Source organism: Shewanella schlegeliana, assembly GCF_016765635.1.
GTDB lineage: Bacteria > Pseudomonadota > Gammaproteobacteria > Enterobacterales > Shewanellaceae > Shewanella > Shewanella schlegeliana.
Genome location: NZ_JAESVD010000004.1, coordinates 96,480 through 120,321, shown reverse-complemented (window position 1 = coordinate 120,321; position 23,842 = coordinate 96,480). Strand labels below are relative to the sequence as shown.

Below are 23,842 nucleotides of genomic sequence, written 5' to 3'. Positions count from 1 at the left end.
ATACAGGTGATTGCTTAATTAAGGCGTAGACCTTTCACGCTTCTAATGGATAAATTTTTGTGAACAACAGAGCAAGCTTAGTTGCACCTCAAGCGGGTGCAACATTGAATACTTGGTTAGATTTCTTGTTGGCGATTCACCCAACAGAAATTGATATGGGACTTGAGCGAGTTTCACTAGTCGCGGAGCGTATGGGCTTAAATGACCTTGGCCAGACTAAAATCGTTACTGTGGGCGGCACAAATGGTAAAGGGACGACCTGCGCCATGATAGAAGCCGCGTTACAGTTATCTGGGCAAACAGTCGGTGTATATAGCTCTCCGCACCTACTTAAGTACAACGAACGCGTACGGATCAATGGTGTCGATGTCAGTGATGAGTCACTGGTTGCCGCTTTTGAGGCGATTGAAGCTGCGCGCGCCGAGATCTCATTAACCTTTTTTGAATACGCCACCCTTGCGGGTTTATATCTGTTTAAACAGGCAAAGTTAGATGTTGTTTTGCTTGAAGTCGGTCTTGGCGGCCGTTTAGATGCGACCAACTTAATCGATGCCGATATTGCGGTGGTGACCTCTATCGATTTAGATCATCAAGACTATTTAGGCGATACCCGTGAGCTGGTCGGCGCTGAAAAGGCCGGGATCTTCAGAGCCAATAGACCTGCAATCGTGGGTGAGCCTGATTGCCCAAGCACGCTGCTTGATGTGGCCAATCGAGTTGGCGCATCACTTTACCGAGTCAATAGTGAGTTCAGTTATCGTTGCAGCGATAAAGATTGGCACTATCAAGGCCAACATTTCGACCTAGATAACTTGCCGTTCCCCTATTTGCCTCAACCCAATGCCGCCACTGTGATTGCGGTACTCGAGCACTTGTGCCCGACTATCTCAGCAGAAATTATTGCTAAAGCGGTAGGGACGACACAGTTAGCGGGACGTTTAGAAAGCCTTAACGACTCTCCAAAGGTGATTGTCGATGTGGCCCATAACCCGCATGCGGCGCGCTATTTGCAATCACGTTTAGCGTCAATACCAAAACGTCGTTTGGTTGCGCTTTGCGGCATGTTAAAAGATAAAGATGCTCGCTCGGTGCTGCAGACCTTATCTGCCGATGTGGACCAGTGGTTTTTATGCGACCTGTCTGTACCACGTGGCGCTACGGCGGCCGAACTTGCTGCCTTGATGCCATCAGGCGCATCCGCTTCGACATATACTGAGATGAGCGCCGCCTGGGAGGCAATGAAAACGCAGTTACAGCCGGAAGATGTAGTAATTGTATTTGGCTCATTTTACACTGTTGCAGGCTTTAAAGATTTGTTTAAGGGAGAGAATTTTGTCTAGTCAATTTCAAAACCGTCTTGTTGGTGTCATCGTCATTGTGGCATTAGGGGTGATCTTTTTACCCGATATATTAGATGGTAAAAAGCAGCGCGAAGAAGAGCAGTTTGCTGAAATTCCTCTTAGACCCGAGATCCAACAAAGTGAGCTGCCTGAGCAAAATATCGAAACGCTCGACCTAGGCGCTGATGGTAATTCGTTAGCTGATGGCTCTTTACCCGCTGATGGCTCTAAATCTGCTGATGACGAAGGAGCCAGTGATGACTCTTGGCATATAGCCGAAGAGGGCGGTCAGAGTCAAAAGTCGGAGGCTAAGCTCGCTAGTACGCAAGTGAATAAGCCTGCGTCTGAGTCTACAAAGCCAGCGGCTAAGCCTAAGGCCGCTTGGACGATTCAATTGGGGAGCTTTAATAATGCGGCCAACGTCAGAGGCCTCGTTAAACGTCTTCGCGATAAAGGCTTTACCGCTTACACCCTACCGACTAAGCCTGTTGATGGTCAGTTAACTAAGGTGTTCGTCGGGCCAAATGTGTCTAAAGATAAGCTGAGTCGTATGCAAGCCGATATTGAGAAGTTGACTGAGCTAAAAGGGCGAGTGGTTGCTTATAATCCCGTTGAAAAATAATAAATTGTGATTGTCTTTGTCCGAGAAAAAGTTATTTCGCCGCGAAAGCGTGAGAAATAACTCTGTCTCTGTTAGAATCGCGCCGTCTTAAACCCTATGCTGGATAATTTCTTAAATGGTTTGGATTGATTACGCCATAATTATCGTTATCGGACTATCAACTTTGATAAGTTTGGTTCGTGGTTTTGTAAAAGAAGCCATGTCTCTCGTGGTTTGGTTTGCTGCTTTTTTTATTGCTAGCCAGTTTTATCTTAAACTCGCTACGCACCTTACTCAGATGCAAGATGAAATGGTTCGCAACGGTGTGGCGATTGCCATCTTGTTCGTATCGACCCTTATTCTTGGCGCCCTTGTTAATTACTTAATTGGTCAATTGGTTTCTAAAACCGGATTGTCAGGTACGGATAGAGTGCTTGGCTTATGTTTCGGAGCCCTTAGAGGCGCATTGATCGTTAGCGCGTTACTGTTTTTTATGGATGCTTTTACCGGAGCACCCAACACAGATTGGTGGCAAGATTCTACACTCGTGCCCGAATTTGGAGTTGTGATCCAGTGGTTCTTTGACTACTTGGAAAATACCTCAAGCTTTGTACCCAAAATATAAAATGCACTAAAGCATTACTTGGTTTTAGGTAGGGATATTAGTCTCACCTAAGGCAAAAATATTCAATAATAGAACATCTTACAATGAGGAAGCTTACCCATGTGTGGTATTGTCGGAATAGTTGGCCAGTCATCGGTTAATCAAACCATTTATGATGCACTGACTGTGCTCCAGCATCGTGGACAGGATGCTGCTGGCATTGTGACCGTCGATGGCAGCGCGTTTAGACTGCGTAAAGCCAATGGTTTGGTGAAAGACGTTTTTGAGCCAAAGCATATGCAACGTCTGCAAGGTAATGCAGGCATAGGTCACGTGCGTTACCCTACAGCTGGAAGCTCTAGCGCTTCTGAAGCTCAGCCGTTTTATGTAAACTCTCCTTTTGGTATCTCTCTGGCGCATAACGGAAACTTAACCAACACGGTTGAATTACATGAGCGTTTAATTAAGCAACGTCGTCACGTTAACACGACCTCAGACTCTGAAGTGCTGCTTAACTTGTTAGCCGATGAATTGCAACAGACGACAACTGATGACCTAAGCGCCGATGACGTGTTTAACGCGGTTGCAAAGGTTCACGAGATTACTCGTGGTGCTTATGCGGTCGCAGCCATGATTATTGGTCAAGGATTAGTGGCGTTTAGAGATCCATTCGGTATTCGTCCGTTAGTGCTTGGTAAGCATGAAACTGAGTCTGGCACCGAGTATATGATCGCATCTGAAAGCGTCGCCCTCGATGCAGTTGGCTTTGAGTTTATGCGCGATGTCGCGCCAGGTGAAGCGGTCTATATTACCCTCGAAGGTGAGCTATATACTCGCCAATGTGCACACTCACCAAGCTACTCTCCTTGTATTTTCGAATTCGTTTATTTTGCTCGTCCTGACTCGACCATTGATAACATCTCTGTCTATAGCAGCCGTGTTAATATGGGCACCATGTTGGGTGAAAAGATTAATAAAGAGTGGGAAGACCACGATATCGATGTGGTGATCCCTATTCCAGAAACGTCATGTGATATCGCCCTCGAAATCGCCCGTCATATGGACTTGCCGTACCGCCAAGGCTTCGTTAAAAACCGTTATATCGGTCGTACCTTTATCATGCCGGGTCAGCAGGAGCGTAAGAAGTCTGTACGCCGTAAGCTTAATGCGATTGGCGATGAGTTTAAGGGTAAGAATGTACTATTGGTCGATGACTCTATCGTACGCGGTACGACATCTGAGCAGATCATCGAGATGGCGCGTGATGCTGGAGCCAAGAAGGTGTACTTCGCGTCGGCGGCACCTGAAATCCGTTTCCCGAACGTGTATGGCATCGATATGCCGACCACTAATGAGCTGATTGCTCATGGGCGTGATGTTGAAGAGATCACTAAGCTGATTGGTGCCGATGGCATGATTTTCCAGTCACTTGAGGATCTTGTCGAAGCGGTACGTAAAGGAAATCCAGGAATCAAGCGTTTCGAAACCTCTGTATTTGACGGTAAATATGTCACTAATGACGTGGACCAAGAGTACTTAGACTACATTACGCAACTGCGTAATGATGATGCAAAGGCGAACCGCAGTAAGGACATTGGTACAAACTTAGAGATGCATAACGTTTGCCACCCATAAGCTTTTAAAGCCCTGGGAATTAAGCCGAGCAATAGCTCGGCTTTTTTGTGTCTATGCTTTGTCTCTGTACTAGCACCAAATAAGTTTGTCTCTGAACTAGCATCAAAGAGCAGTTGTCAGCAAAATAGACTTTGTTTGAATAAAAGCTAGTCACTTCGTTTGTAAATAGCCTCGGCCGTAAGGCTTTCGTTTGCACCCTTTAGCGCTTCAATGTACAGTTACTGTTAATTTATACAGTAATCCTAATTCTTGCTCATGATCTTATATATTGCTGAAAAACCAAGCCTTGGAAGAGCCATTGCCGATGTGTTGCCTAAACCGCTAAAGAAAGGTGATGGCTTTATTCGTGCCGCCAATGGCGATTGTGTCTCTTGGTGCGTTGGCCATCTGCTTGAGCAAGCTGAGCCCGATGCCTACTCGCCAGAGTACAAGTCATGGAAGTTTGAGCACCTGCCCATTGTGCCAGAGACTTGGAAGATGAAGCCTAAATATAAGATGCGTGGCCAGATAGCAGTGCTGAGAGGCTTAGTGAAAGAGGCCACACAGCTTGTTAATGCCGGCGATCCTGATAGAGAGGGACAACTGCTAGTCGATGAGATCATTGCTCATCTCGGTGTGAAAGGGGCTAAGTTACAAAACGCGCAGCGGTTATTGATCAGCGACTTAAATCCCCAAGCGGTGAAAAGGGCGCTGGGACAGCTGCGCTCAAACCGTGAATTTATTCCATTATCGACATCGGCACTGGCAAGGTCACGGGCCGATTGGCTCTACGGGATGAACATGACCCGTGCTTATACGATCCAAGGGCGTAAGGTCGGTTATCAAGGCGTGCTGTCTGTCGGGCGGGTGCAAACTCCGGTACTGGGATTAGTGGTGCGCCGCGACGCCGAAATTGCAGAGTTTGTCTCTAAACCTTTCTATGAGGTGTTAGCGCACCTCGCCACCGATAATCAAGAACGTTTTAGCGCAAAATGGCAACCGAGCGAAGCCTGCCAGCCCTATATGGATGAAGAGGGGCGAGTGCTGTCGAAAGGGTTAGCGCAGAACGTCGTCGGCCGTATTAGCGGTCAAGGCGCAAGGGTGGAAAAAGTGGTTGCGCAAGACAAGAAACAGAATGCGCCTTTGCCCTATAGCTTATCGGCACTACAGATCGACGCGGCCAAGCGCTTTGGTATGAGTGCTAAATCTGTGCTCGATACCTGTCAGTCGTTATATGAGAAGCACAAACTTATCACCTATCCCCGCTCAGATAGCCGTTATCTTCCGGTTGAGCAACACGGGTTAGCACCGAGTGTTATTCGTGCGGTGCTGAGTGGTGCGAGCGAATTGGTGTCTGGTTGTGAGCAGCCTAATGCCAAGCTTAAATCTAAGGCGTGGAACGACAAAAAGGTCGATGCGCACCACGCGATCGTCCCCACCGAGAAAACCGCTAATTTATCTAACCTTAGCCAGGCCGAAAAGCAGCTTTATCTGCAGATCGCACGTCAGTACCTGATGCAGTTTTATCCCGCTTATCTTTATAAAGAGACCCAAGTAGAAATCATTATCGCTGGTGGTTTATTTAAGACTAAGGCCAAGCAAGAGGTAGCGTTGGGGTGGAAGCAACTGCTTAAGCAACCAACTAAAGCAGACCAAGAAAAAAGCCAAACATCGCAGTCACAATCCGATGACGATGAACATTTGGCCAATATTCCCGCTCTAATAAAGGGCCAAGTATTGCTCTGCGAGCGAGGAGAACTACTGGAAAAGCAGACTCAGCCACCTAAGCATTTTACCGATGCCACCTTGCTCAGTGCCATGACAGGCATTAGTCGCTATGTTACCGACAGTGAAATCCGAAAAATCTTAAAAGAGACGGATGGCTTAGGCACAGAGGCAACTAGGGCTGGGATCATAGAGCTGCTGTTTAAACGTAACTACTTAACTCGCCAAGGGAAGTCTATTTTGGCCACCGAGGTGGGCAAAGGCTTAATAAACAGCTTACCTCAAAGTGCGACCACCCCCGATATGACTGCACTGTGGGAAAATAACCTCGATGCCATAAGCCGTAAAGAGGCAAAGTATCAAAGTTTTATGGAGCCTTTATTGGCATCACTTCAGCAGTTAATTACACAGGCTGGAGCGCAGTTACCGACGTCGCTACAGGGAGTTAAAGTGCCTGATGGCGGTTTTAAAAAGCGTCGCTATTCGGGCAAGAAGGGGACGTCAGCAACTAATAAAGCATCAACAACTAAAAGAGCAGCCACAGCGAAGAAGCCCGCGGTGCGGAAAAAGGCGAGCGGATAGCGATTCCCATAAACTCAAGCTTAATTCTTGTTTAGTAACTTTCAATTGTTTAACTAAACCCTATGGGGTAGCTTGATACCTAACAGTAGCCATGGGGTTAGACAGATGTTTGAATGGGTTGAGAAAATCTCCTTTAATGAAGCCAGTCCATTGGCCGTACAAGCTCAAGATACTCAGTTTGGCTTTCATCGTAAAAAACCGGCGGTCATGCCCCATAGCCACTGGCACGGGCATATAGAGATTAATTACCTCTTCGACTGCTCGGCAGACTATTTGATTAATGGTCAAGAGATCACCGTGCCAGAGGGGCGGATGATTATCTTCTGGGCCTCCTTTCCCCATCAAATGACGGCTTCCCGTGGTGACGGTGAACTGGTTAATATCTATATCCCGCTGCAATCATTTTTAACTTGGATGTTGCCAAGTCACTTTGTGAGCCAGTTACTGCACGGTGAGGTTATCGTCTCTGACAGTTTATACGCTTGTGATAAAGAGCTGACACAGATCTGGGAAAGCGATATTAAGCGTCAAGCCCCCTTACTAACGAGTCAGGTTATTAATGAGATCCGTGGCCGGATCCGGCGCATGTCCATTGAGGATTACAGTACTTTCGAGTTAGCCAAGCCTGTGACTAAACAAGGAGAGCTACAGGACGATAAGCAGGTCTTCGGTGGCTTAAACCATATTCAAACCATGCTGCGTTATATTGCCGATAATTACGATCAAAAAATCACAATTGAAAATGTTTCAAGCTCAACGGGCTTACATAAAAACTATGCCATGAAGTTATTTAATCGGGTGATGAAGGTGTCGATCAAACAGTACATTAATCAGCTAAGGCTGCAACATGCTCAGGCGCTACTCATTGATACTCAAAGCCCTGTACTCAATATTGCCCTTGAAGCTGGCTTTGGCTCTGTGAGTCGATTTTACGATATTTTTCAGCGTGAATTTTCCATGTCACCACTGGAGTTTAGGCGCAAGGTGATTGGTTAAGGTGATTTTTTAGGAAGGCTTCACGGCTTTTTAGTAAGAGTGCTCGTGACTGTTCATGCTTCAATCAGTTTTAACAACTTTTTGATTAGTTTTAATAACCTGCGAGGACAGTTCTGGGTTATTAGCTAAATAGCTGACTTGAATATCGCCCTATATCACGAGATAACTATGAGAAAACTATTTGCCACCTCGGCCTGTGCCATTGCCATTGCCATTTTATCCGCTTGTTCAAATGACCCCCAAATTGAAAACCAGCTAACTAGTGATGCAGCCCAAGCACAAGAAAATAGCCAGTATTTAAACGGTTTAGCCGATACGCTTAACGACCGTTGGCTGCTTACCGATAACGGTCTAGTTTGGGATGTGAACGATAGCCACCAAGATCATATCGAAATGAGTGGTGAGCAAGCCTCAGCCATTATCTATTATGGTAGCGATGCGGATGGCTCACTTACCCTAAATAGAAAGCTGGTGTGGCCCATGCTGCGCACCATACCTAATGATACTCACGCCAGCCTTATCCATGACTTCCCGCTTTCGGTATCGCCGCGTATTGCTATCAATGGTCAAGCTGTAGAGCAAGAGCTGCTTAAACAGGCGAGTATTGATGGTCGTCTTACGCTGACGAGCCAAATTGGGCAAGGCATTACACTCACGCGCTTGTTATCTGCTAGCACTAGGCAGCCTGTGATGGTTGAGGCACTGACCTTTAGTAATGCTAGTGACAAAACTGTGGCGTTGAGTATAGATGCGCTTGATTACCGCATCGATATCCCAGCCGAGGAAGGGGTATATGGCAGTTATCGAATCGAAGCCAGCAGTGATAAGGTGGGCGAATTTAATCTCGAACCCGATGACAGCCTAACCATCTATGTGGACTTTAAGGCCACTAAAGCGGGCCAGAATCGACAATTTGATGGGGCGAAAGAGATTATACTGCGTGATGAGTATGTGGCGACCCTGAATCAAAATCTACAGCTGATCACGCCCGATGAGAACATCAATAAGATGTTTGAATTTGCCAAGTTACGCAGCGCGGAATCGATTTTTAGAACTAAAGGCGGCTTAATGCATGCTCCGGGCGGCGGACGTTATTACGCTGCTATCTGGGCCAACGATCAGGCGGAATATATCAACCCCTTCTTTCCGTTTCTCGGCAATGATGTTGGTAACGAGTCGGCGATTAATAGTTTCGAACACTTTGCTCGCTTTATGAATGATGAGGGCAAGGCGATTCCATCTTCAATCATCGCCGAAGGCGATGATATCTGGAACGGTGCAGGCGATAGAGGCGACTGCGCGATGATAGCCTATGGCGCTAGCCGTTTTGCACTGGCCTATGGCGATGAAGAGCAGGCGAAGGCGTTATTGCCTTTAATCGATTGGTGTATCGATTTTAGTTACGCCAAGCAAACGGATGAGGGAGTTATTGCATCGGACAGTGATGAGCTGGAGGGACGTTTTCCTGCGGGGGATGTCAACTTAAGCACTAACATGCTGACCTATGGCGCCTTGATCTCGGCGAGCCATTTAAATAACGAGCTTGGGCGTAGTGAGTTAGCTAGAGACTATCAACAGCGCGCCAAGAAGCTGGCTAAAGATATCGAGGCCTATTTTGGTGCCAATGTGCAAGGCTTTGATACCTATCAGTACTATGAAGGGAACGATAAGCTAAGGGCCTGGATTGCGCTGCCATTTTCCTTTGGCGTGTTTGACCGTAAAGATCAAACCCTTGCCGCCGTCCTATCTGAGCATTTATGGAGTGCCGATGGGATCTACAGTGAAGCGGGTAATAAAACCTTTTGGGACCGAGCAACACTGTATGCTTTTAGAGGCATTTTTGCAGCCCAAGAGACAGATACTGCGATGCGTTACTTTAAGTACTACTCTCGTAAGCGTCTGCTAGGTGAGCATGTGCCTTACGCTGTCGAGGCGTGGCCTGAAGGCGATCAGCGTCACCTGTCAGCCGAGAGCGCCCTTTATGCTCGCGTGGTGACCGAAGGCATTTTTGGTATTGAGCCAACGGGCTTCAAGCGTTTCGAGCTGGCGCCCTATCTGCCAGCGACTTGGGACAATATGTGCTTGAAGCATATTCGAGCCTTCGAGAGTAACTTCGATGTTTGTGTGAGCCGCGTAGAAGGCAGTGAGCAGGGTTTTAATGTCACCATAGAACAGGAGCTGGGCGAGCTGCAGCAGTTTAGCTGGGACGGTCAGGCTCCTATCAGTGTCAGCCTTTAAGGTTTGGTAATCGAAGCAGGTTAAGTGGCATTCACTTAACCTGTTTTTTTATGGCTTTGACAGTTAATAGCGGCTTTGCTTGCTCAAGATTGGCTAGGGAAATCAATGAAGACATTATCTTTTAAATCTTTAACACTGGGCTGGATTACTAGGGGCTTAGCTGCTGGTTTAGTTGGTCGTTTAGTTAGTCGTTTAGTTAGCCGCTTCGCTAACGGTTTAGCGTTCGGTTTATTGCTAAGCGCTATTGGAGCCGCCAACGCAGCTGAAATCCAAGGGCCCTATAGCTTAACCTCACCTAATGGAGAGTTAAGCTTAACTGTCAGCGCTCCTGCAGAAAAAGGCGTCCGTTATTCGCTTACCGTATCGGGTAAGCCTGTGCTGAAAGAGTCCGTTGCTGACATCGTGCTTCAAGCTATGAAGTCCAGCTTAAGTGAGGCTAAGGTCATTGATGTTAAACACCTTACTGTTAACCGTGAACTGCAGCCCCATGTTCAGCAAAAATCCAAGCGAGTCCAAGAGCACTATAACCAGCTCACGCTGAGTTTTGATAATCAGCTTGCGCTTAGTTTTAGGCTGTTCGATCAGGGATTAGCCTACCGCTTTACCACCGAGCAAGGCGGCGCATTAGTGGTTAGCAGTGAAACGGTTGCGTTGAACTTTGATGGCGATCATCGGGTGCTCTTTCCCGAAGAAACAAGCTTTATTAGCCATAACGAGCGTCTTTATCTTCCTAAGCGATTAACTGAAATCAGCTCAGAGCAGTTTGCTAGCTTGCCGCTATTAGTGGATGTCGATGATATTAAGTTGGTTATTACTGAGACAGGCTTAAGAGACTATCCCGGCCTCTGGCTTGAGGGCAGTGGTAAGCAAGGATTTAACGCCCGCTTTCCTGCGGTTGTACTCAAGAGCGAGCTTAAGCAAGACTCTGATAGAAATGAGCATATTATTCAGCGCGCCGATTATATTGCCAGCAGAGAGACGATAAGCACATCACCAGCCTCGGCTCTGTTTCCTTGGCGCGTCTTTGCCATCGCGCAAAATGATGCAGAGCTGCTCACCAATGAGTTGTCATATTTGTTGGCCGATGAACTGGCCATCGATGCAAGCTGGGTCAAGCCAGGTCAAGTGGCTTGGGATTGGTGGAATGCTAACAATGTATTTGGGGTCGACTTTAACGCTGGGCTCAACACTCAAACCTATAAGTATTACATCGATTTTGCGGCTAAGTTTGGCATCGAGTACATAGTGTTAGATGAAGGCTGGCATCATTTAGACAGTGTGCTCAATGTTGTTGATGAGATCGATGTAGAGGAGATCATCGCTTATGGTAAGAGCAAAAATGTCGATGTGATCCTCTGGGTGATCTGGAAGACGCTGGATAATGAACTTGAAGTGGCGCTCGACAGGTTTGAGCAGTGGGGCGCTGCAGGGATAAAAGTCGACTTTATGCAGCGAGACGATCAGGCCATGGTCAATTATTACTGGAAGATCGCCAAACTGGCAGCACAGCGTAAACTCTTGGTGGACTTTCATGGCTCATATAAGCCTGCGGGTCTGCGCCGCGCTTACCCTAATGTGATCACTCGAGAAGGTGTGCGGGGGCTTGAGCATAATAAATGGGGTGACTATATCACTGCCGAGCATAACTTAACTCTGCCGTTTATTCGCCAGCTTGCAGGCCCGATGGATTACACCCCAGGCGCCATGGTGAATGCTCAACCTGAGAACTTTAATATTAACTTTAACCGTCCGATGAGCAAGACCACTCGGGCTCACCAACTTGCTATGTATGTGGTGTTTGAAAGCCCACTGCAGATGCTTGCCGACACGCCATCACACTATCTGCGTGAGCATGAGAGCACAGAGTTCATCACCCGTGTGCCAACGGTATGGGATGAGACTCAGGTGCTGTCAGCTAAGATTAGTGACCATATAATGATTGCGAGACGTTCAGGCAATCAATGGTTTATCGGGGTGATGGGTAACTCAAAGCAAAGGGAGTTCACCCTAGATTTGAGTTTTCTTGGCAGCGATAACAAGCTGTATCAGATGCACAGTATTACTGATGGGCCGAATGCACATCGCTATGGCAGTGATTATGCGTCGAAGAGTGAAGTGGTAACGGCTCAAAGCCTGATTAAAATCCAGCTTGCACCAAGCGGTGGTTGGGTGGCACGTTTGAGTCCACACTAACCCCTAAATAGTGCTATGTTAAATAAGAAAGGCAAGCCAATAGGCTTGCCTTTTTACTGCTGGTATCACTACAAGATAAAGGTCTCGACCTTATTATTGAGATTATCGGCTCTATCTTTAAGGATTTGAGCTTGGTTTAAATGCTCCATCGATGATTCGGTGATGTCATCGGTTACATCTTTAATCGCAACGGTATTTTGAGTGATCTCGTTCGTAACTTGTGTCTGTTCCTCGGCTGCAGTGGCAATTTGGCTCGCCATATCCGAAATAACATTCACCGCTTGAGTGATCTCCTCAAGTGCTTGAGCTGCCGCGTTCACATCGACCACGCTGTTACTGGCTAGACCTTGGCTGCTTTGCATCAATAGCACCGCTTTTTGAGTGGTGTTTTGTAGGGTCTCAATCGTGGTATAGATCTCTTGTGTCGAGTCTTGTGTACGACGAGATAGGACTCTCACCTCATCGGCGACCACGGCAAACCCTCGGCCTTGCTCACCAGCGCGAGCCGCTTCGATTGCTGCGTTTAATGCCAACAAATTGGTTTGCTCTGCGATACCTTGAATAGTGGTCAAAATACCTGAAATTGCTTGAGCATGCAGGTTTAGCTCTCCGATGACATCGGTCGCTTCACCGACCTCATTGGCGAGTGAGTTAATGGTGTTACGAGTCTTATCAACCAAGCCTTTGCCCGCTTCGCTACTGGTGGCCGATTGTTGAGCGGCTATCGCGGTATTCTCAGCATTGGCGGCGATCTCATGGGTTGCACTTGCCATCTCGGTAACGGCTGTCGCAACCATAGTCACCTCTTGCTGTTGGCGCTGCAGTTCATTAACCGTGTTTTGGTTAGTGAGTAAACTTTGCTGGGCATCGGCCTCTAGCTCACTGGCCAGTTGACGGATATGGCTGATCAATTGGTGTTGGCTAGCGACAAAGCGATTAAAGCTGCTCGCCAATACACCGACTTCATCATGGCTATCGATTTCAATGCGCTGGGTGAGATCGCCATTTCCATCGGCAATATGAGCTAGTGCTTGGGATACACGGCCAAGTGGGGCTAACAACACCGTTAAGAACCATGAGATGGCTAATATGCTAATGACTAGAGCTAAAGTCGCGAGGCCAACCTGAGTTAGTAATAAGGTAGTTAGCGGCGCCTCAAGGGCGTCTTTATCTAGAACAAAAATGAGCTCCCAGTCGGTATTTGGGATCTCTGTTCCCCACACTAGCTTATCTCGGCCCTCGCTTTGAAAATACAGCGGTAATAGACTTCCTGATTGGCGACTCTTCGTTGCAACCTGAGCATTCAGCTGTGGGTCGATATTTTGAATTGGCCCCATCGACTTAGCGTGATCTTTATAGGCGATAACGGTGCCATCTTTGTGCATCATGATGGCGTAACCCTTCGCCGGTAGCTGCATACTGTTTACACTATCGACAAGACTCGAAATAGATAGATCGCCACCAACGACACCACCCGGGGCGGGCTGCGCCATAGAAACGACTAAAATATCATAGGCAACATCGATATATGGCTTAGTCAAAATTGGACCTTGTTTTGCCATCGCTTGCTGATACCAAGTACGGCTGCGAGGGTCATATCCTGTGCGATCAATACTCGGGTCTGAGTCTAGCATTTGACCAGTTTGAGAACCGAAATAGGATAGCTCAAAAGGCCCAGATAGCTGTGCTTGCTGTAATACATTTAAACTATCGCCATCTATTTTTGCGGCGCTAGCGGCAACAATTCCTTGTCGATCTGCTAACCACTCATCTATTCGTTTAGCTTGTTGTTCACCAAGTTGACGCACCTGATCGACACTGCTTTGCAGTAACAGCTGCTTTTGGCTGGAAAAACTTTGCCATGATAGCAGTCCGATCACGACTGAAAAGGCGAGCACAACGGAGAGAAGAATTTTTTTCTTGAGCGAATATGAATTCATTTGATGTCTTATTTTTTTACAAGTAAGTGATGTTTCGGCTTGTAGGAACGATAGCGACTGTTATTAGATGGGTTAAACTGAAAGTTAACCACTTGTTTGGTGCTATTTTCGCACACTAATTGCTGTTCAAAAAGTGAATAACTCAACAATGTGTAAATAAATTACACATTTAAGCCTGTTAGACGGTTTTTGGACAATAATTAACCAGAGTTAATCGCAGTTACTTAGACAGTGTTTTAACAGTTTCTTTAATATTTGGTAGCGTGTCGGTAATTGGCGGTTACGCTTATGAACTAAGTAAACTTGCTCGGTAACCGCAGTCTTTGGCATGTGAACACTGAGTCTCTCTTTATGGAAAAAACTATCGAATGCGCTCTTAGGAAGGACGGTAAAGCCGAGCCCCATGGAAACGGGCAGCAGAATTTGACTGAGCTGATTAACGTAGCTAGCTGTGGGTAAGGTTTCAATATTTAGCCCGATAAATTCTGGGCTTTCACATTGATCAAAGTACAGCGACAAATAATGGTCAGCGTCAGGGTGTTTGACGATGCCACATCGATTCAGGACATTCGAATCGAGCGGTTTATCTTCATAGTCTTTTGGAAAAATAAGACATAACGGCTCAAGTCCTATCGGTATGCTATGGAATTGGTTGATATTGGGTTTGTGGGTGACCAATCCAAGATCAATTTTGCCATCGGCTATCTCTTCTAAGATCTTATGGTTGGGTGCCGCTTCTAAATGAATTGAAAGTGCAGGGTGGCGTTGTTGTAATTTAAGTAATTCAGGGTAGTACAGCAGTGCTAATGCGCCAGAGCAGGACAGGCTGCATAATCCCGAGTAGGGGTCATCAAAATTTAAATTTTCTATCAGCTTGGCTTCATTGCTTGCAGACTCGATAGCGTACTGATAGACCTGCCGACCTTGCTCGGTAATTTCAAACTGCTTGTTGAATCTTTTAATCAACTCATGACCGCAAGCTTGCTCTAGCTTCTTCACCTGTTGGCTCACGCCGGGTTGAGTCATATGTAACTTTTCAGCGGTTTGGGTAAAGTGCCCGGTATCAATAAGGGTTTTAAAGGTATGTAACCAAATAGGATTGAGCATTGTAGTTCCTTGGATTGACTACCTAAGTTGTTTTAACACCGTGGTGAAGTCCACGATTGGAGATGAACGATTACTCCGTTTAACCTCTTGTCGTGCACTTCAACAATGATAACTGAAAATTATCATAATAAGAAAAATCAATAATTCCTATTTCAGCTTCTCGCTGAGAGTGTTAATACTATCGACAATAAGCCTTTCTTCATCAACAACATATAAGGTCAGTGATGTTACAGTTAACTCCAGCAGCAGACTAAACAGCAATGCTTTAGCCAAGCACCTTTTGTTAAGAAACTTAACTGGATAAGGGAGGCAATTTAGTAAGAATAGTGTTTTTATAGGAGTTAAAAGCACCTTTTCAGGAATGACTCTCGGGCTTAACTAGACGAGCATACGGGTACTCTCCTATGGCTTGAAAATCTTGCTCATGACGCAAAAAATTGACCCAGAGTTTGACCCCAGTGAACATTCTCATCGTAGATATAATCCTCTGACTTCTGAGTGGGTTCTTTTGGCACCTCATCGCGCTAAGCGACCTTGGCTTGGGCAGGTGGAGGCTGCTGAAGCTGCCTCTTCGCCCTCCTATGATGAGGGCTGTTTCTTGTGCGCCGGTAACACTCGCGCCAATGGTGAGGTTAACCCTGATTATCAAGGAACCTTTGTATTTCAAAATGATTTCTCCGCCTTAGTTCCTGATGTCCCAGAGGCCAGCGATAGCGATCCGCTATTTCGTTTTAGCACTGAACGAGGAGAGAGCCGGGTGATCTGTTTTTCTGCCGATCACGCCAAGACGCTGCCTGAGTTGTCTACCACTCAAATTGAGCAAGTGATCAGCACTTGGCGCGATCAGAGTGAAGAGTTAGCCAAGCAGTATGCTTGGGTGCAGATCTTTGAAAATAAGGGCGCAACCATGGGCTGCTCAAATCCTCACCCCCATGGACAAATCTGGGCCCAGAGCCAGTTACCCAGTTTAGTGGCGAAAAAGCAGCAAAACTTGCAGGCATATAGCACACAATACGGAGGCAATCTGCTGGCCGATTACGTGGAAAAGGAGTTCGAGCGTCAGGAGCGCGTAGTGGTCTACAACGATGATTGGCTGGTGGTCGTGCCCTATTGGGCAGGGTGGCCATTTGAGACTCTGTTATTACCACGGTTTGAGATCAAGCGTATGACAGAGCTTAGTGAAGCACAGCAGGTGTCACTGGCAGAGATCTTAAAACAGCTCACAACGTGTTATGACAATCTATTTAACTGCTCTTTTCCCTATTCTATGGGGTGGCAAGGCGCGCCATATGATGCTCTAGAGCACAGTGAATGGCGCTTACATGCTCATTTCTATCCACCATTACTGCGAAGTGCCAGCGTTAAGAAGTTTATGGTGGGCTATGAAATGTTGGCTGAAGCTCAGCGAGATCTCACTCCTGAGCAGGCGGCAGAGCGTCTACGAGGCGCCTGTGGCGCGCACTACAAGCTATTAGAACAGAGACAGGATTAACGGATAAGTACACTGTCAGTAAGGTGTTTAATCGGCCTTGTAAAAGAGGCGACTTTAAACAGCTTTAAGCAAACAGGAATATAAAATAGAGATGTATGTTTGCTTGGTAAAAACAGGCGTTTTTAGTGAGAGGCTTTGCTGCTTTAGTGCGTATCGGTTAGCGCGGCTTATATTGGTTGCAGCTAGGGTCATACTCAAATCCGCTTGCAGCCAACTTTTGTTCTAATAGCTCACTCTCGATATCAAGATCATAAAATAGCGCCTGCCGATCTTTACAGTTTAAACGTAGGTGTTCGTTGGCGATACCGACTAAGATCTCCGCCGGTAGTGTGGCAAGTTTGTCGCTGTTCATAAATGTCCCCTTAAGCTGGCATGGTCATAAAATTCGGCTCGGGTCTAACCTTAGATAACGAATCGATATTAAAAAAGTATGTGCGCTAAACCGAGGAATTTCCAATGTTAGAAGGGAAGGCATTTTAAGACAAAAAAAAGCAAGCCTTAAAAAGGCTTGCGAAAGTGATACAGGTGAGGAACAGATTACATAATGTCCTATCAAGCTTAAGTGTTTCTTAATTAACGTAGCTTTTCCCCGCGATTAATTGTAATTAATCTATCGAGAATATGCTCGCCATCCATACGAATGCCGTTGTGCTCATACTCAGAGGTTAGCCAATACTTTAAGTTACCGACGTTCGCTGCGGTTTCTAGGCTGTACTGCATCTCAACAAACATATCTTCACTGTATATGGCTGCGGCAACTGGGACCCGATTATTAGCAAGTTTGTCGACTTGATATAGGCTTGGCCAGTCCTGTTTCTGAGCAAGGTTCTGAGCTGCTTGCTGCAACGGCTTTAGGTTATTAAACTGCTCGAACATCCATGGGTAGATCATCTCACCCGTGAAAAGAAATGGCTTATCGGCGCTGAAGTTAAATTCTGGATACCGATCTCTCACGCGATGGGCTGCCCAGTTAGATGCCGTTTGTTGACAGTAGATAGACTCATGTAGCAAGGCAAAAATCGGGTTAGTGTTGAAATCAAGTAGTTGACAGAAATGTGCCAAGAAAAGTGGATTAACTTGGATTCCAGATGCCGTTTCGATCAATGCCTGCTCGAGTAGGTAATAGACACTTTCAGGGCCTTGTTCCATACCGATATTAATACCAAGCAATTGCAGCATCTCAACCGTTAGGCGCTCACCTGTGGCAAGGATCACCTCGTTGGCTTGAATATGCTTCACAAGGGAGTCAATTAACTCCCGCGCATCGCTAAAACGGTTAAAGAAGTCGTGGTTTTTCGTGAGTACACGTTTATAAGTCGCTTGATAGACTTCATCGGCGGTGCGAGTCAGCGATGGAATACCGCCAGTGATATAGGCTTCAGCCAAACCTTGTGGGGCATCGTTTAGGTATTTGAGCACGCAGAAGCCGCCAAAACTTTGCCCAAGGATGGTCCATTTCTCATCTTTGGTGAGTTGCTTACGAATAGACTCTGCATCACGAATGATATTGTCGGCCCTAAAGTGACTTAAATATTGAGCCTGCTCTGAGGCCGAAAGGTGCGCCAGGCTGGCATAGCTCACAGGTGTAGAAAGCCCTGTGCCGCGTTGATCGAGTAGTAATACTCGATACTCTTTGAGTGCACGCTTTACCCAGCCGCCACTTGCTGCAGGACGGATGGCACCAAACCCTGGGCCACCTTGGAAAAAAACGATAAAGGGCAGGCTCTTGTCTTGATGTTCAGGGCTTGATAGCTCTCGAGCGAAAACCGTAATCTGCTCGCCATCGGGAGCTTGATAATCCAGCGGTAAGCGAAATTGATGTTTACGGCTCACCATGCCAGCAAATGTCTGTTGGGCTGAGAATTCATAAGTCATTAAGTTGGCCTTTTTTTGATGAGTATGATTTTATTATTAAGTGTTTACTTGAGCAGGGAGTCCTTGTTGCAAGCAAATCAAATTGATTGTATACCAAAAAATATGACCAATGCAGTGTTTATGCTATTGGCAAGATCTCGCTACAGTTCAAGCTTGCTCAGTTGCCAAAATAGTGCAGCTTTTGTGAGCTTTGGGGCAAATTATTGCCAATAATTATTAGTCGAAAGGGTCAACTTCGCGTAGTCTTTAGCTATTCACAGCGTAATATAGAGTCTTAGGTGATTATCGATGAAGTATCAGTTAATACCCGTCACCCCATTTCAGCAAAATTGTAGTTTAATCTGGTGCGAAGAGACCATGAAGGCGGCCGTGGTCGACCCTGGTGGCAACGTTGAGCGGATCCTTGAGCAGGCCAGTAAAAATAACCTGATCATTGAAAAAGTATTACTGACCCACGGCCATATTGACCATGTCGGCGGCGCGAAATTATTAGCCGAACAACTTAATGTGCCGATCGTCGGCCCCCACAAAGCGGATGATTACTGGCTAGATAGCTTGCCAAAACAGAGTCAACACTTTGGTTTTGTTCATTGTGATGCTTTTACGCCGACTCAGTACCTCGAAGAGGGCGATGAAGTGAGCGTGGGTAACCTCGTCTTAAAAGTACTACATTGTCCGGGTCACACCCCTGGTCATGTGGTATTTTTTGCCGAATCGGATAAATTAGCCTGGGTTGGTGATGTGCTGTTTAGAGGCTCTATTGGCAGAACAGATTTCCCACTCTCGAATCATCAAGATTTAATTGACTCGATCACTAAAAAGCTTTGGCCATTAGGTAACGATGTGCAGTTTATCCCTGGTCATGGCCCACTATCGACTTTTGGTGATGAGCGCATACAGAACCCATTTGTTGCCGATCAGTTATTTAGCTAGTCATTACAAAACGGGTCGAGTTCGTTTGAAAATCTAACTTGCAGCACCGCACTTAACGATTGGGCTTAACGATAGCGCTTTATGACAGAAAGTGCGGTGCTGTTTTGTTTTTGAATATGCCACATATTTAAATATGTCACTATATAAGAAAAGAGGTAGTGGCAGTTAAGGTGTGACTTATTTTAGTGGCTTATCTCAGAGACTTTTCTCAGAGACTTAGCACTGTTGATTAACAGCGAAACATTAATTGAAACGTAAACTGCCCACCTGAACTAGATGTCCCTGTACTGAATATCTCATACTAAAGTATATTTTATATCCATCGACTACTTTACTTGTCGTTAGCGATTAATCAGTTTTTTTACTACAAAATTGGCGTTTTTGTGCGCTTTATCGCCAATTGACGTGGATAGTTGGGTATAGATCGTGTTTTTTTACATATAAAAAAGGTAATTTAGCTCACCTGATACTAATTGGCTCACTTCGAGCTGATTGAACGTAAAGAGGTTGGCTATGGAAAATCGTTGGCAGATTGCTATTTCGGCAGGGTTACTTGCAGCTGTATGGGCTGGTGTTGCCGATGCACTTCATCTTGTAACTTGGATAGGCTTTCTAAGCTGTAGCACTTTCTTTGCTCAAACCCACTCGGGTGTAAAGGGTATGCTGATGGCCATGGCAACGAATCTGTCAGGCGTATTCTGGGGCTGGTTAATCATATCCGGTAGTGGCTTCTTCGTGTCACCTTTGATGGGGTACACCTTTACTGGGATCGCAACAGCAGCCATGTGCTTACAAGCGAGCCACCAAAAGTTGGCATTCATTCCCGGTGCCTTTATCGGTTGTTGTATTACTTTTGCCATGGGCGCTGATATCGCAGCGATTATTCCGCCGCTATTGCTGGGTGCCGTGCTGGGCTACAGTATGAGCTTGCTAACAGGGCAACTTATCAATTTAACTCAAAGAATGCAGGGTGCGTCGGTCGCTGAGATAAAAGAATCTTAGTTGCTACGGCTGCTCTGAGTTATTATTAAAAATTATAAAAAATAGCTACCTATGCCCTCAATTTAGCTCTTCATTTAGCCCTCTAGGGGGGGATTTGAGCGGTATGCGTAAGGCCTAAGCCAAGGAAAGATCATAATGAAACAGATTAGTTTTCGTAAAGTCGATGCCGTACTAATCAAACTTAGCTTGAACGGTAAGTTCTGGGTGATTTGTACCATGGTGACACTGATCACTGCTGCTATCGCCACGTTCAATTACAACAATAGCAAATCCCTAATCGAATCTTCCTCTCTAAATCGTGCGCAATCGAGTATTGATGCCTATGCCGCTATCGCGAATGCTCAAGCACTGACAGGAACAGAGCTTGTAGAATTTGCTCAGCATGCAGGACTTAGCGTTACCCAGGGCCCAGTGACTGAAAGGCGCAATAATTCTCTCACAGTGAGCGCTCGAGTTGGTGATAAGGTGCTAACTGCTCAAGTCGATGTAGTCAGTTGGGAGCAAGCAGCGCTCGCCGATGCCAATAAGATGTTGCTACTAGCCTTTATCGGCTTATTACCTCTGTTCCTGCTCAGTTACTGGGTATCGACCTCTCTAGGTGGTGGTCTATGGGACATGTATATGGCCATTAAACGTTTAGCCGATGGTGATTTGAGCCAAAGGCTTAACTTCTTTGGAAAAGATGATTTCAGTCTCATCGCTCGTGAGATTGACCGTAGTGCCGATAATATGAGTGAGATGGTACAAGCCATTTCGCACAATGCGCAAACGCTTAATGAAGCGGCTGATGAGTTTACTCAGCAAGCGGGACGCAGTGAAGAACTCACCGATAATCAACATCAATTTTTGGATACGGTTGCCGTAGCTATGTCGCAAATGACCGCTGCTGTGGAGGAAGTTTCACATAGCGCTGCGAACACCTCTGAACAAACTCAACAAAATGCGACTCAGGCAGCAAATAGCCAGGAGTTAATCGGTGTAGCGATAGAGCGTATCGGTGTGTTGACGGGGAAAATTTCTGAAGCCTCGGTATCGGTTGAAGACTTGTCTCATGCGGCAACGGATATCGGCGCCGTGGTGACGACGATTAATAGTATTTCCGAGCAGACAAATCTATTAGCACTTAACGCGGCAATTGAAGCTGCGAGAGCGGGTGAGCAGGGTAGAGGCTTTGCGGTTGTTGCCGATGAAGTGAGAACACTTGCTAGCCGTACCCAGCTGGCAACGGTTGAGATCCAATCGATGATCGAGGGGCTACAAACGGGCACAGGAAAACTGTCTAATATTACTAATGATATCGTGTCTGAGGCAGACAAAGGGCGAGTAGCGATTGAGTCGGTGGGCCAAGACGTTGCCAGCATGGCACAGTCCATCAGCATCGTATTCGATATGAGCTCGCAAATTGCAGCGTCATCTGAGGAGCAAAGTGTCGCTTCACGTGAAATTGCCACTCAGTTGAATGATATCCGAATTCAGGCTGAAACTATTAAAGAAACCGCGCAGAACTCGGTGAGCTTAGCGGCGAACTTAGCCGGTTCCTCTCAAGGCTTAGAGCAGATCTTAGCTCAATACAAGGTCAGCTAACTTTACACCGAACTTCGGCTTAAGCTCCCGGCTGATTTTCGAGTTAAGTCGATAATAAAAATGCCAGCAATTGCTGGCATTTTTTGTGGCTAACAGTTTCTATTTAGCTAAGCGTGCACCAGTATAAAGGATTGCATGGGCTAGCAAGTTAGTTGAATGTGCTCCAGATCGGTGCATGATCTGACGGTTTTTCGATACCACGCAGATCATAATCTACATCAGATTCAACAAGACGCTCAGCTAATGACTTAGTTGCCAATATCACATCGATGCGCAGACCGCGGTTATCGACAAAGCCTTTACTGCGATAATCAAACCAAGAATAGCGCTCACTACGCTCAGGATGAAGCTCACGGAAAGTGTCGACTAATCCCCAGTCCATCAGGGTTTTTAACCACTCACGCTCTTCCGGTTGGAAGCTACACTTACCGGTTTTAAGCCAGCGTTTAGCATTCGGCTCGCCAATACCGATATCAAGGTCCACTGGAGAGATATTAATATCGCCAATAATCGCGATATCTTCTTCACTGCTGTGATACTCGTTTAGGTATAACATCAAGTCTTTGTAGAACTTGCGCTTAGCAGGATACTTGGTTTCATGGCTGATATTCTCACCCTGAGGGAAATAACCATTAACTACCGTTAGTGTGCGACCATTTTCCTGCATGAAGCTGCCCATGATCATACGACGCTGAGCGTCTTCTTCATCAGTTGGGAAGCCTTTTTGTACCTTGATAGGTTCAGATTTTGATAGCATAGCAACACCATAATGTGCCTTGCCACCATGGTAATGTACCTTATAACCCATAGCTTCAACATCGGCGACTGGGAAGGCTTCATCGTGAACCTTAGTTTCTTGCAGGCCGATAATATCTGGCTGATGGCTATCGATCAGGGCTTGTAGTTGGTGTAGCCTAGCTCGCAATCCGTTGATATTAAATGAAACAATCTTCATTTTTTGGTCCTTTAAAATTTACGGCAATACTAACTTGTAAGGCTTAACGATAACGCTCTCGTACACGCCAGCAGCAATATAAGGGTCTGCATCGGCCCAACACTGAGCGTCTTCAAGCGATGGAAAGTCGGCAACCACTAAAGAGCCGGTAAAGCCCGCTTCACCAGGATTTTCACTGTCAATAGCTGGATGTGGGCCTGCAATTAATAGGCGGCCTTCATCGGCTAAAAGTTGCAGGCGCGCTAGGTGATCTGCACGAACGGATAGACGTTTCTCTAAGCTATTTTCAATATCTTGCGATGAAATCATGTACCACATTATTTTAGCTCCTTACGATCTTCTTCAGACATGTTTTTAAACAGGTAAACCACAGTTAACACGGTATTGACAAGCGTTAGAGCTGTTAAGCCAAATACCTTAAAGTTAACCCAAGTTTCTTGAGATAAACTAAAGGCGACATAGATATTCACTAGGCCGCAGACTACAAAAAAAATGACCCAATACCAGGTGACCCTTGCCCATACTCTATCTTCAACGACAAGCTCTTTGCCTAGCATGCTTTTTAGTAGCGGCTTATTCATTATTTGGCTAACACCGAGGGCAATAGCAAATAGGGCGTAGACGATAGTAACTTTCCACTTAATGAATGAGTCGTCATGTAAGATAAGGGTTAATGAACCAAATACCGTCACCATCACAAAGGTGATGAGGTGCATTTTTTCTAGTTTTTTATAAAGCATGTAGCTAATAACGAGCTGTAGGGCAGTAGCGGCAATTAACGCACCACTAGCAACATAGATATCGAAAAACTTATAGACGGCAAAAAAGATAATCAGAGGCAAAAAGTCGAGCAACTGTTTCATAGGGTCGTGTCAGTTTCAAATTCAAAAAGTGGGGCCGAGTGTAGCATGCAAGCTGAGCTGGCAAAAGTGATAGCCGATGACGGTGACTTGAATCTATAACTGGGTTATGAGGTTTGGTTTGTTGTTAATTTATAGATGCGGCTCTACGTATGTTTTACTTCAAACAGAGAGGTGAATCGCCCTGTATCGCTGAGTATT

General features: G+C 46.1%; 19 protein-coding genes. 12 read left to right on the top strand and 7 right to left on the bottom strand.

Going from position 1 to position 23,842, the window contains the following annotated elements; genetic code table 11:
- The first annotated feature begins 59 nt into the window (after positions 1-59).
- The 8 genes from folC (at position 60) to JMA39_RS08270 (ending at position 11,893) form a co-directional block, all read left to right on the top strand.
- On the top strand, positions 60-1,340 hold the full coding sequence (folC, locus tag JMA39_RS08305) for a bifunctional tetrahydrofolate synthase/dihydrofolate synthase (protein WP_202721417.1): 1,281 nt from the start codon (positions 60-62) through the stop codon (positions 1,338-1,340).
- Positions 1,333-1,962: an SPOR domain-containing protein gene (locus JMA39_RS08300; RefSeq protein WP_202721416.1), complete on the top strand. Its 630-nt coding sequence runs from the start codon at positions 1,333-1,335 to the stop codon at positions 1,960-1,962. The genes folC and JMA39_RS08300 overlap by 8 nt, the downstream gene beginning before the upstream one ends.
- 115 nt (positions 1,963-2,077) lie before the next feature.
- A complete protein-coding gene (locus tag JMA39_RS08295; protein WP_202721415.1) occupies positions 2,078-2,566 on the top strand; it encodes a CvpA family protein in 489 nt (162 codons plus the stop codon).
- A gap of 99 nt (positions 2,567-2,665) precedes the next feature.
- Positions 2,666-4,180 (top strand): amidophosphoribosyltransferase, encoded by a 1,515-nt coding sequence (gene purF / locus JMA39_RS08290; RefSeq protein WP_202721414.1) that lies wholly within the window; start codon positions 2,666-2,668, stop codon positions 4,178-4,180.
- Between the two features lie 255 nt (positions 4,181-4,435).
- Positions 4,436-6,466 (top strand): DNA topoisomerase III, encoded by a 2,031-nt coding sequence (locus tag JMA39_RS08285; RefSeq protein ID WP_202721413.1) that lies wholly within the window; start codon positions 4,436-4,438, stop codon positions 6,464-6,466.
- A 105-nt stretch (positions 6,467-6,571) separates the two neighbouring features.
- Entirely contained in the window at positions 6,572-7,462 is an 891-nt protein-coding gene (locus tag JMA39_RS08280) for a helix-turn-helix domain-containing protein (RefSeq protein WP_202721412.1), read from the top strand.
- 168 nt (positions 7,463-7,630) lie between these two features.
- Positions 7,631-9,700 carry a hypothetical protein gene (locus tag JMA39_RS08275; protein WP_202721411.1) on the top strand — a complete coding sequence of 690 codons (2,070 nt, stop codon included), beginning with the start codon at positions 7,631-7,633 and terminating at the stop codon, positions 9,698-9,700.
- Between the two features lie 105 nt (positions 9,701-9,805).
- On the top strand, positions 9,806-11,893 hold the full coding sequence (locus JMA39_RS08270; protein WP_202721410.1) for a glycoside hydrolase family 97 protein: 2,088 nt from the start codon (positions 9,806-9,808) through the stop codon (positions 11,891-11,893).
- A gap of 68 nt (positions 11,894-11,961) precedes the next feature.
- Here JMA39_RS08270 and JMA39_RS08265 read toward each other — a convergent pair whose 3' ends face one another.
- Both JMA39_RS08265 and JMA39_RS08260 read right to left on the bottom strand, forming a co-directional pair.
- Positions 11,962-13,833 (bottom strand): methyl-accepting chemotaxis protein, encoded by a 1,872-nt coding sequence (locus tag JMA39_RS08265; protein ID WP_202721409.1) that lies wholly within the window; start codon positions 13,831-13,833, stop codon positions 11,962-11,964.
- A 210-nt stretch (positions 13,834-14,043) separates the two neighbouring features.
- On the bottom strand, positions 14,044-14,940 hold the full coding sequence (locus tag JMA39_RS08260; RefSeq protein ID WP_202721408.1) for a LysR family transcriptional regulator: 897 nt from the start codon (positions 14,938-14,940) through the stop codon (positions 14,044-14,046).
- A gap of 424 nt (positions 14,941-15,364) precedes the next feature.
- On the opposite strand from JMA39_RS08260, the gene JMA39_RS08255 reads away from it, so the two are divergent.
- Positions 15,365-16,432 (top strand): UDP-glucose--hexose-1-phosphate uridylyltransferase, encoded by a 1,068-nt coding sequence (locus tag JMA39_RS08255; protein ID WP_202721407.1) that lies wholly within the window; start codon positions 15,365-15,367, stop codon positions 16,430-16,432.
- Between the two features lie 157 nt (positions 16,433-16,589).
- On the opposite strand, the gene JMA39_RS08250 is transcribed toward JMA39_RS08255, so the two are convergent.
- Together JMA39_RS08250 and JMA39_RS08245 are read right to left on the bottom strand one after the other, a co-directional pair.
- Entirely contained in the window at positions 16,590-16,784 is a 195-nt protein-coding gene (locus JMA39_RS08250) for a DUF4250 domain-containing protein (protein ID WP_202721406.1), read from the bottom strand.
- A 221-nt stretch (positions 16,785-17,005) separates the two neighbouring features.
- Positions 17,006-18,307 carry an alpha/beta fold hydrolase gene (locus JMA39_RS08245; protein WP_202721405.1) on the bottom strand — a complete coding sequence of 434 codons (1,302 nt, stop codon included), beginning with the start codon at positions 18,305-18,307 and terminating at the stop codon, positions 17,006-17,008.
- Between the two features lie 288 nt (positions 18,308-18,595).
- On the opposite strand from JMA39_RS08245, the gene JMA39_RS08240 reads away from it, so the two are divergent.
- The 3 genes from JMA39_RS08240 to JMA39_RS08230 all read left to right on the top strand — a co-directional run bounded on the left by JMA39_RS08240 (position 18,596) and on the right by JMA39_RS08230 (position 21,826).
- Positions 18,596-19,240: an MBL fold metallo-hydrolase gene (locus JMA39_RS08240; protein WP_202721404.1), complete on the top strand. Its 645-nt coding sequence runs from the start codon at positions 18,596-18,598 to the stop codon at positions 19,238-19,240.
- 513 nt (positions 19,241-19,753) lie between these two features.
- Positions 19,754-20,242, top strand: coding sequence for a DUF1097 domain-containing protein (locus JMA39_RS08235; protein WP_202721403.1), 489 nt, complete (start codon positions 19,754-19,756; stop codon positions 20,240-20,242).
- Positions 20,243-20,377: 135 nt separating this feature from the next.
- The gene (locus JMA39_RS08230; RefSeq protein WP_202721402.1) at positions 20,378-21,826 is read left to right on the top strand and encodes a methyl-accepting chemotaxis protein; all 1,449 of its coding nucleotides are present in this window, start codon (positions 20,378-20,380) and stop codon (positions 21,824-21,826) included.
- Between the two features lie 148 nt (positions 21,827-21,974).
- Here the strand turns inward: JMA39_RS08230 and xthA are convergent, their stop codons facing one another.
- From xthA to JMA39_RS08215, 3 genes are read right to left on the bottom strand one after another with little or no spacing between them, the layout of a single operon-like run.
- Positions 21,975-22,781 (bottom strand): exodeoxyribonuclease III, encoded by an 807-nt coding sequence (xthA, locus tag JMA39_RS08225; protein ID WP_202721401.1) that lies wholly within the window; start codon positions 22,779-22,781, stop codon positions 21,975-21,977.
- 18 nt (positions 22,782-22,799) lie between these two features.
- The gene (locus tag JMA39_RS08220) at positions 22,800-23,099 is read right to left on the bottom strand and encodes a YciI family protein (RefSeq protein WP_202721400.1); all 300 of its coding nucleotides are present in this window, start codon (positions 23,097-23,099) and stop codon (positions 22,800-22,802) included.
- Entirely contained in the window at positions 23,099-23,644 is a 546-nt protein-coding gene (locus JMA39_RS08215; protein ID WP_202721399.1) for a septation protein A, read from the bottom strand. The genes JMA39_RS08220 and JMA39_RS08215 overlap by 1 nt, the downstream gene beginning before the upstream one ends.
- Positions 23,645-23,842: the final 198 nt, after the last annotated feature.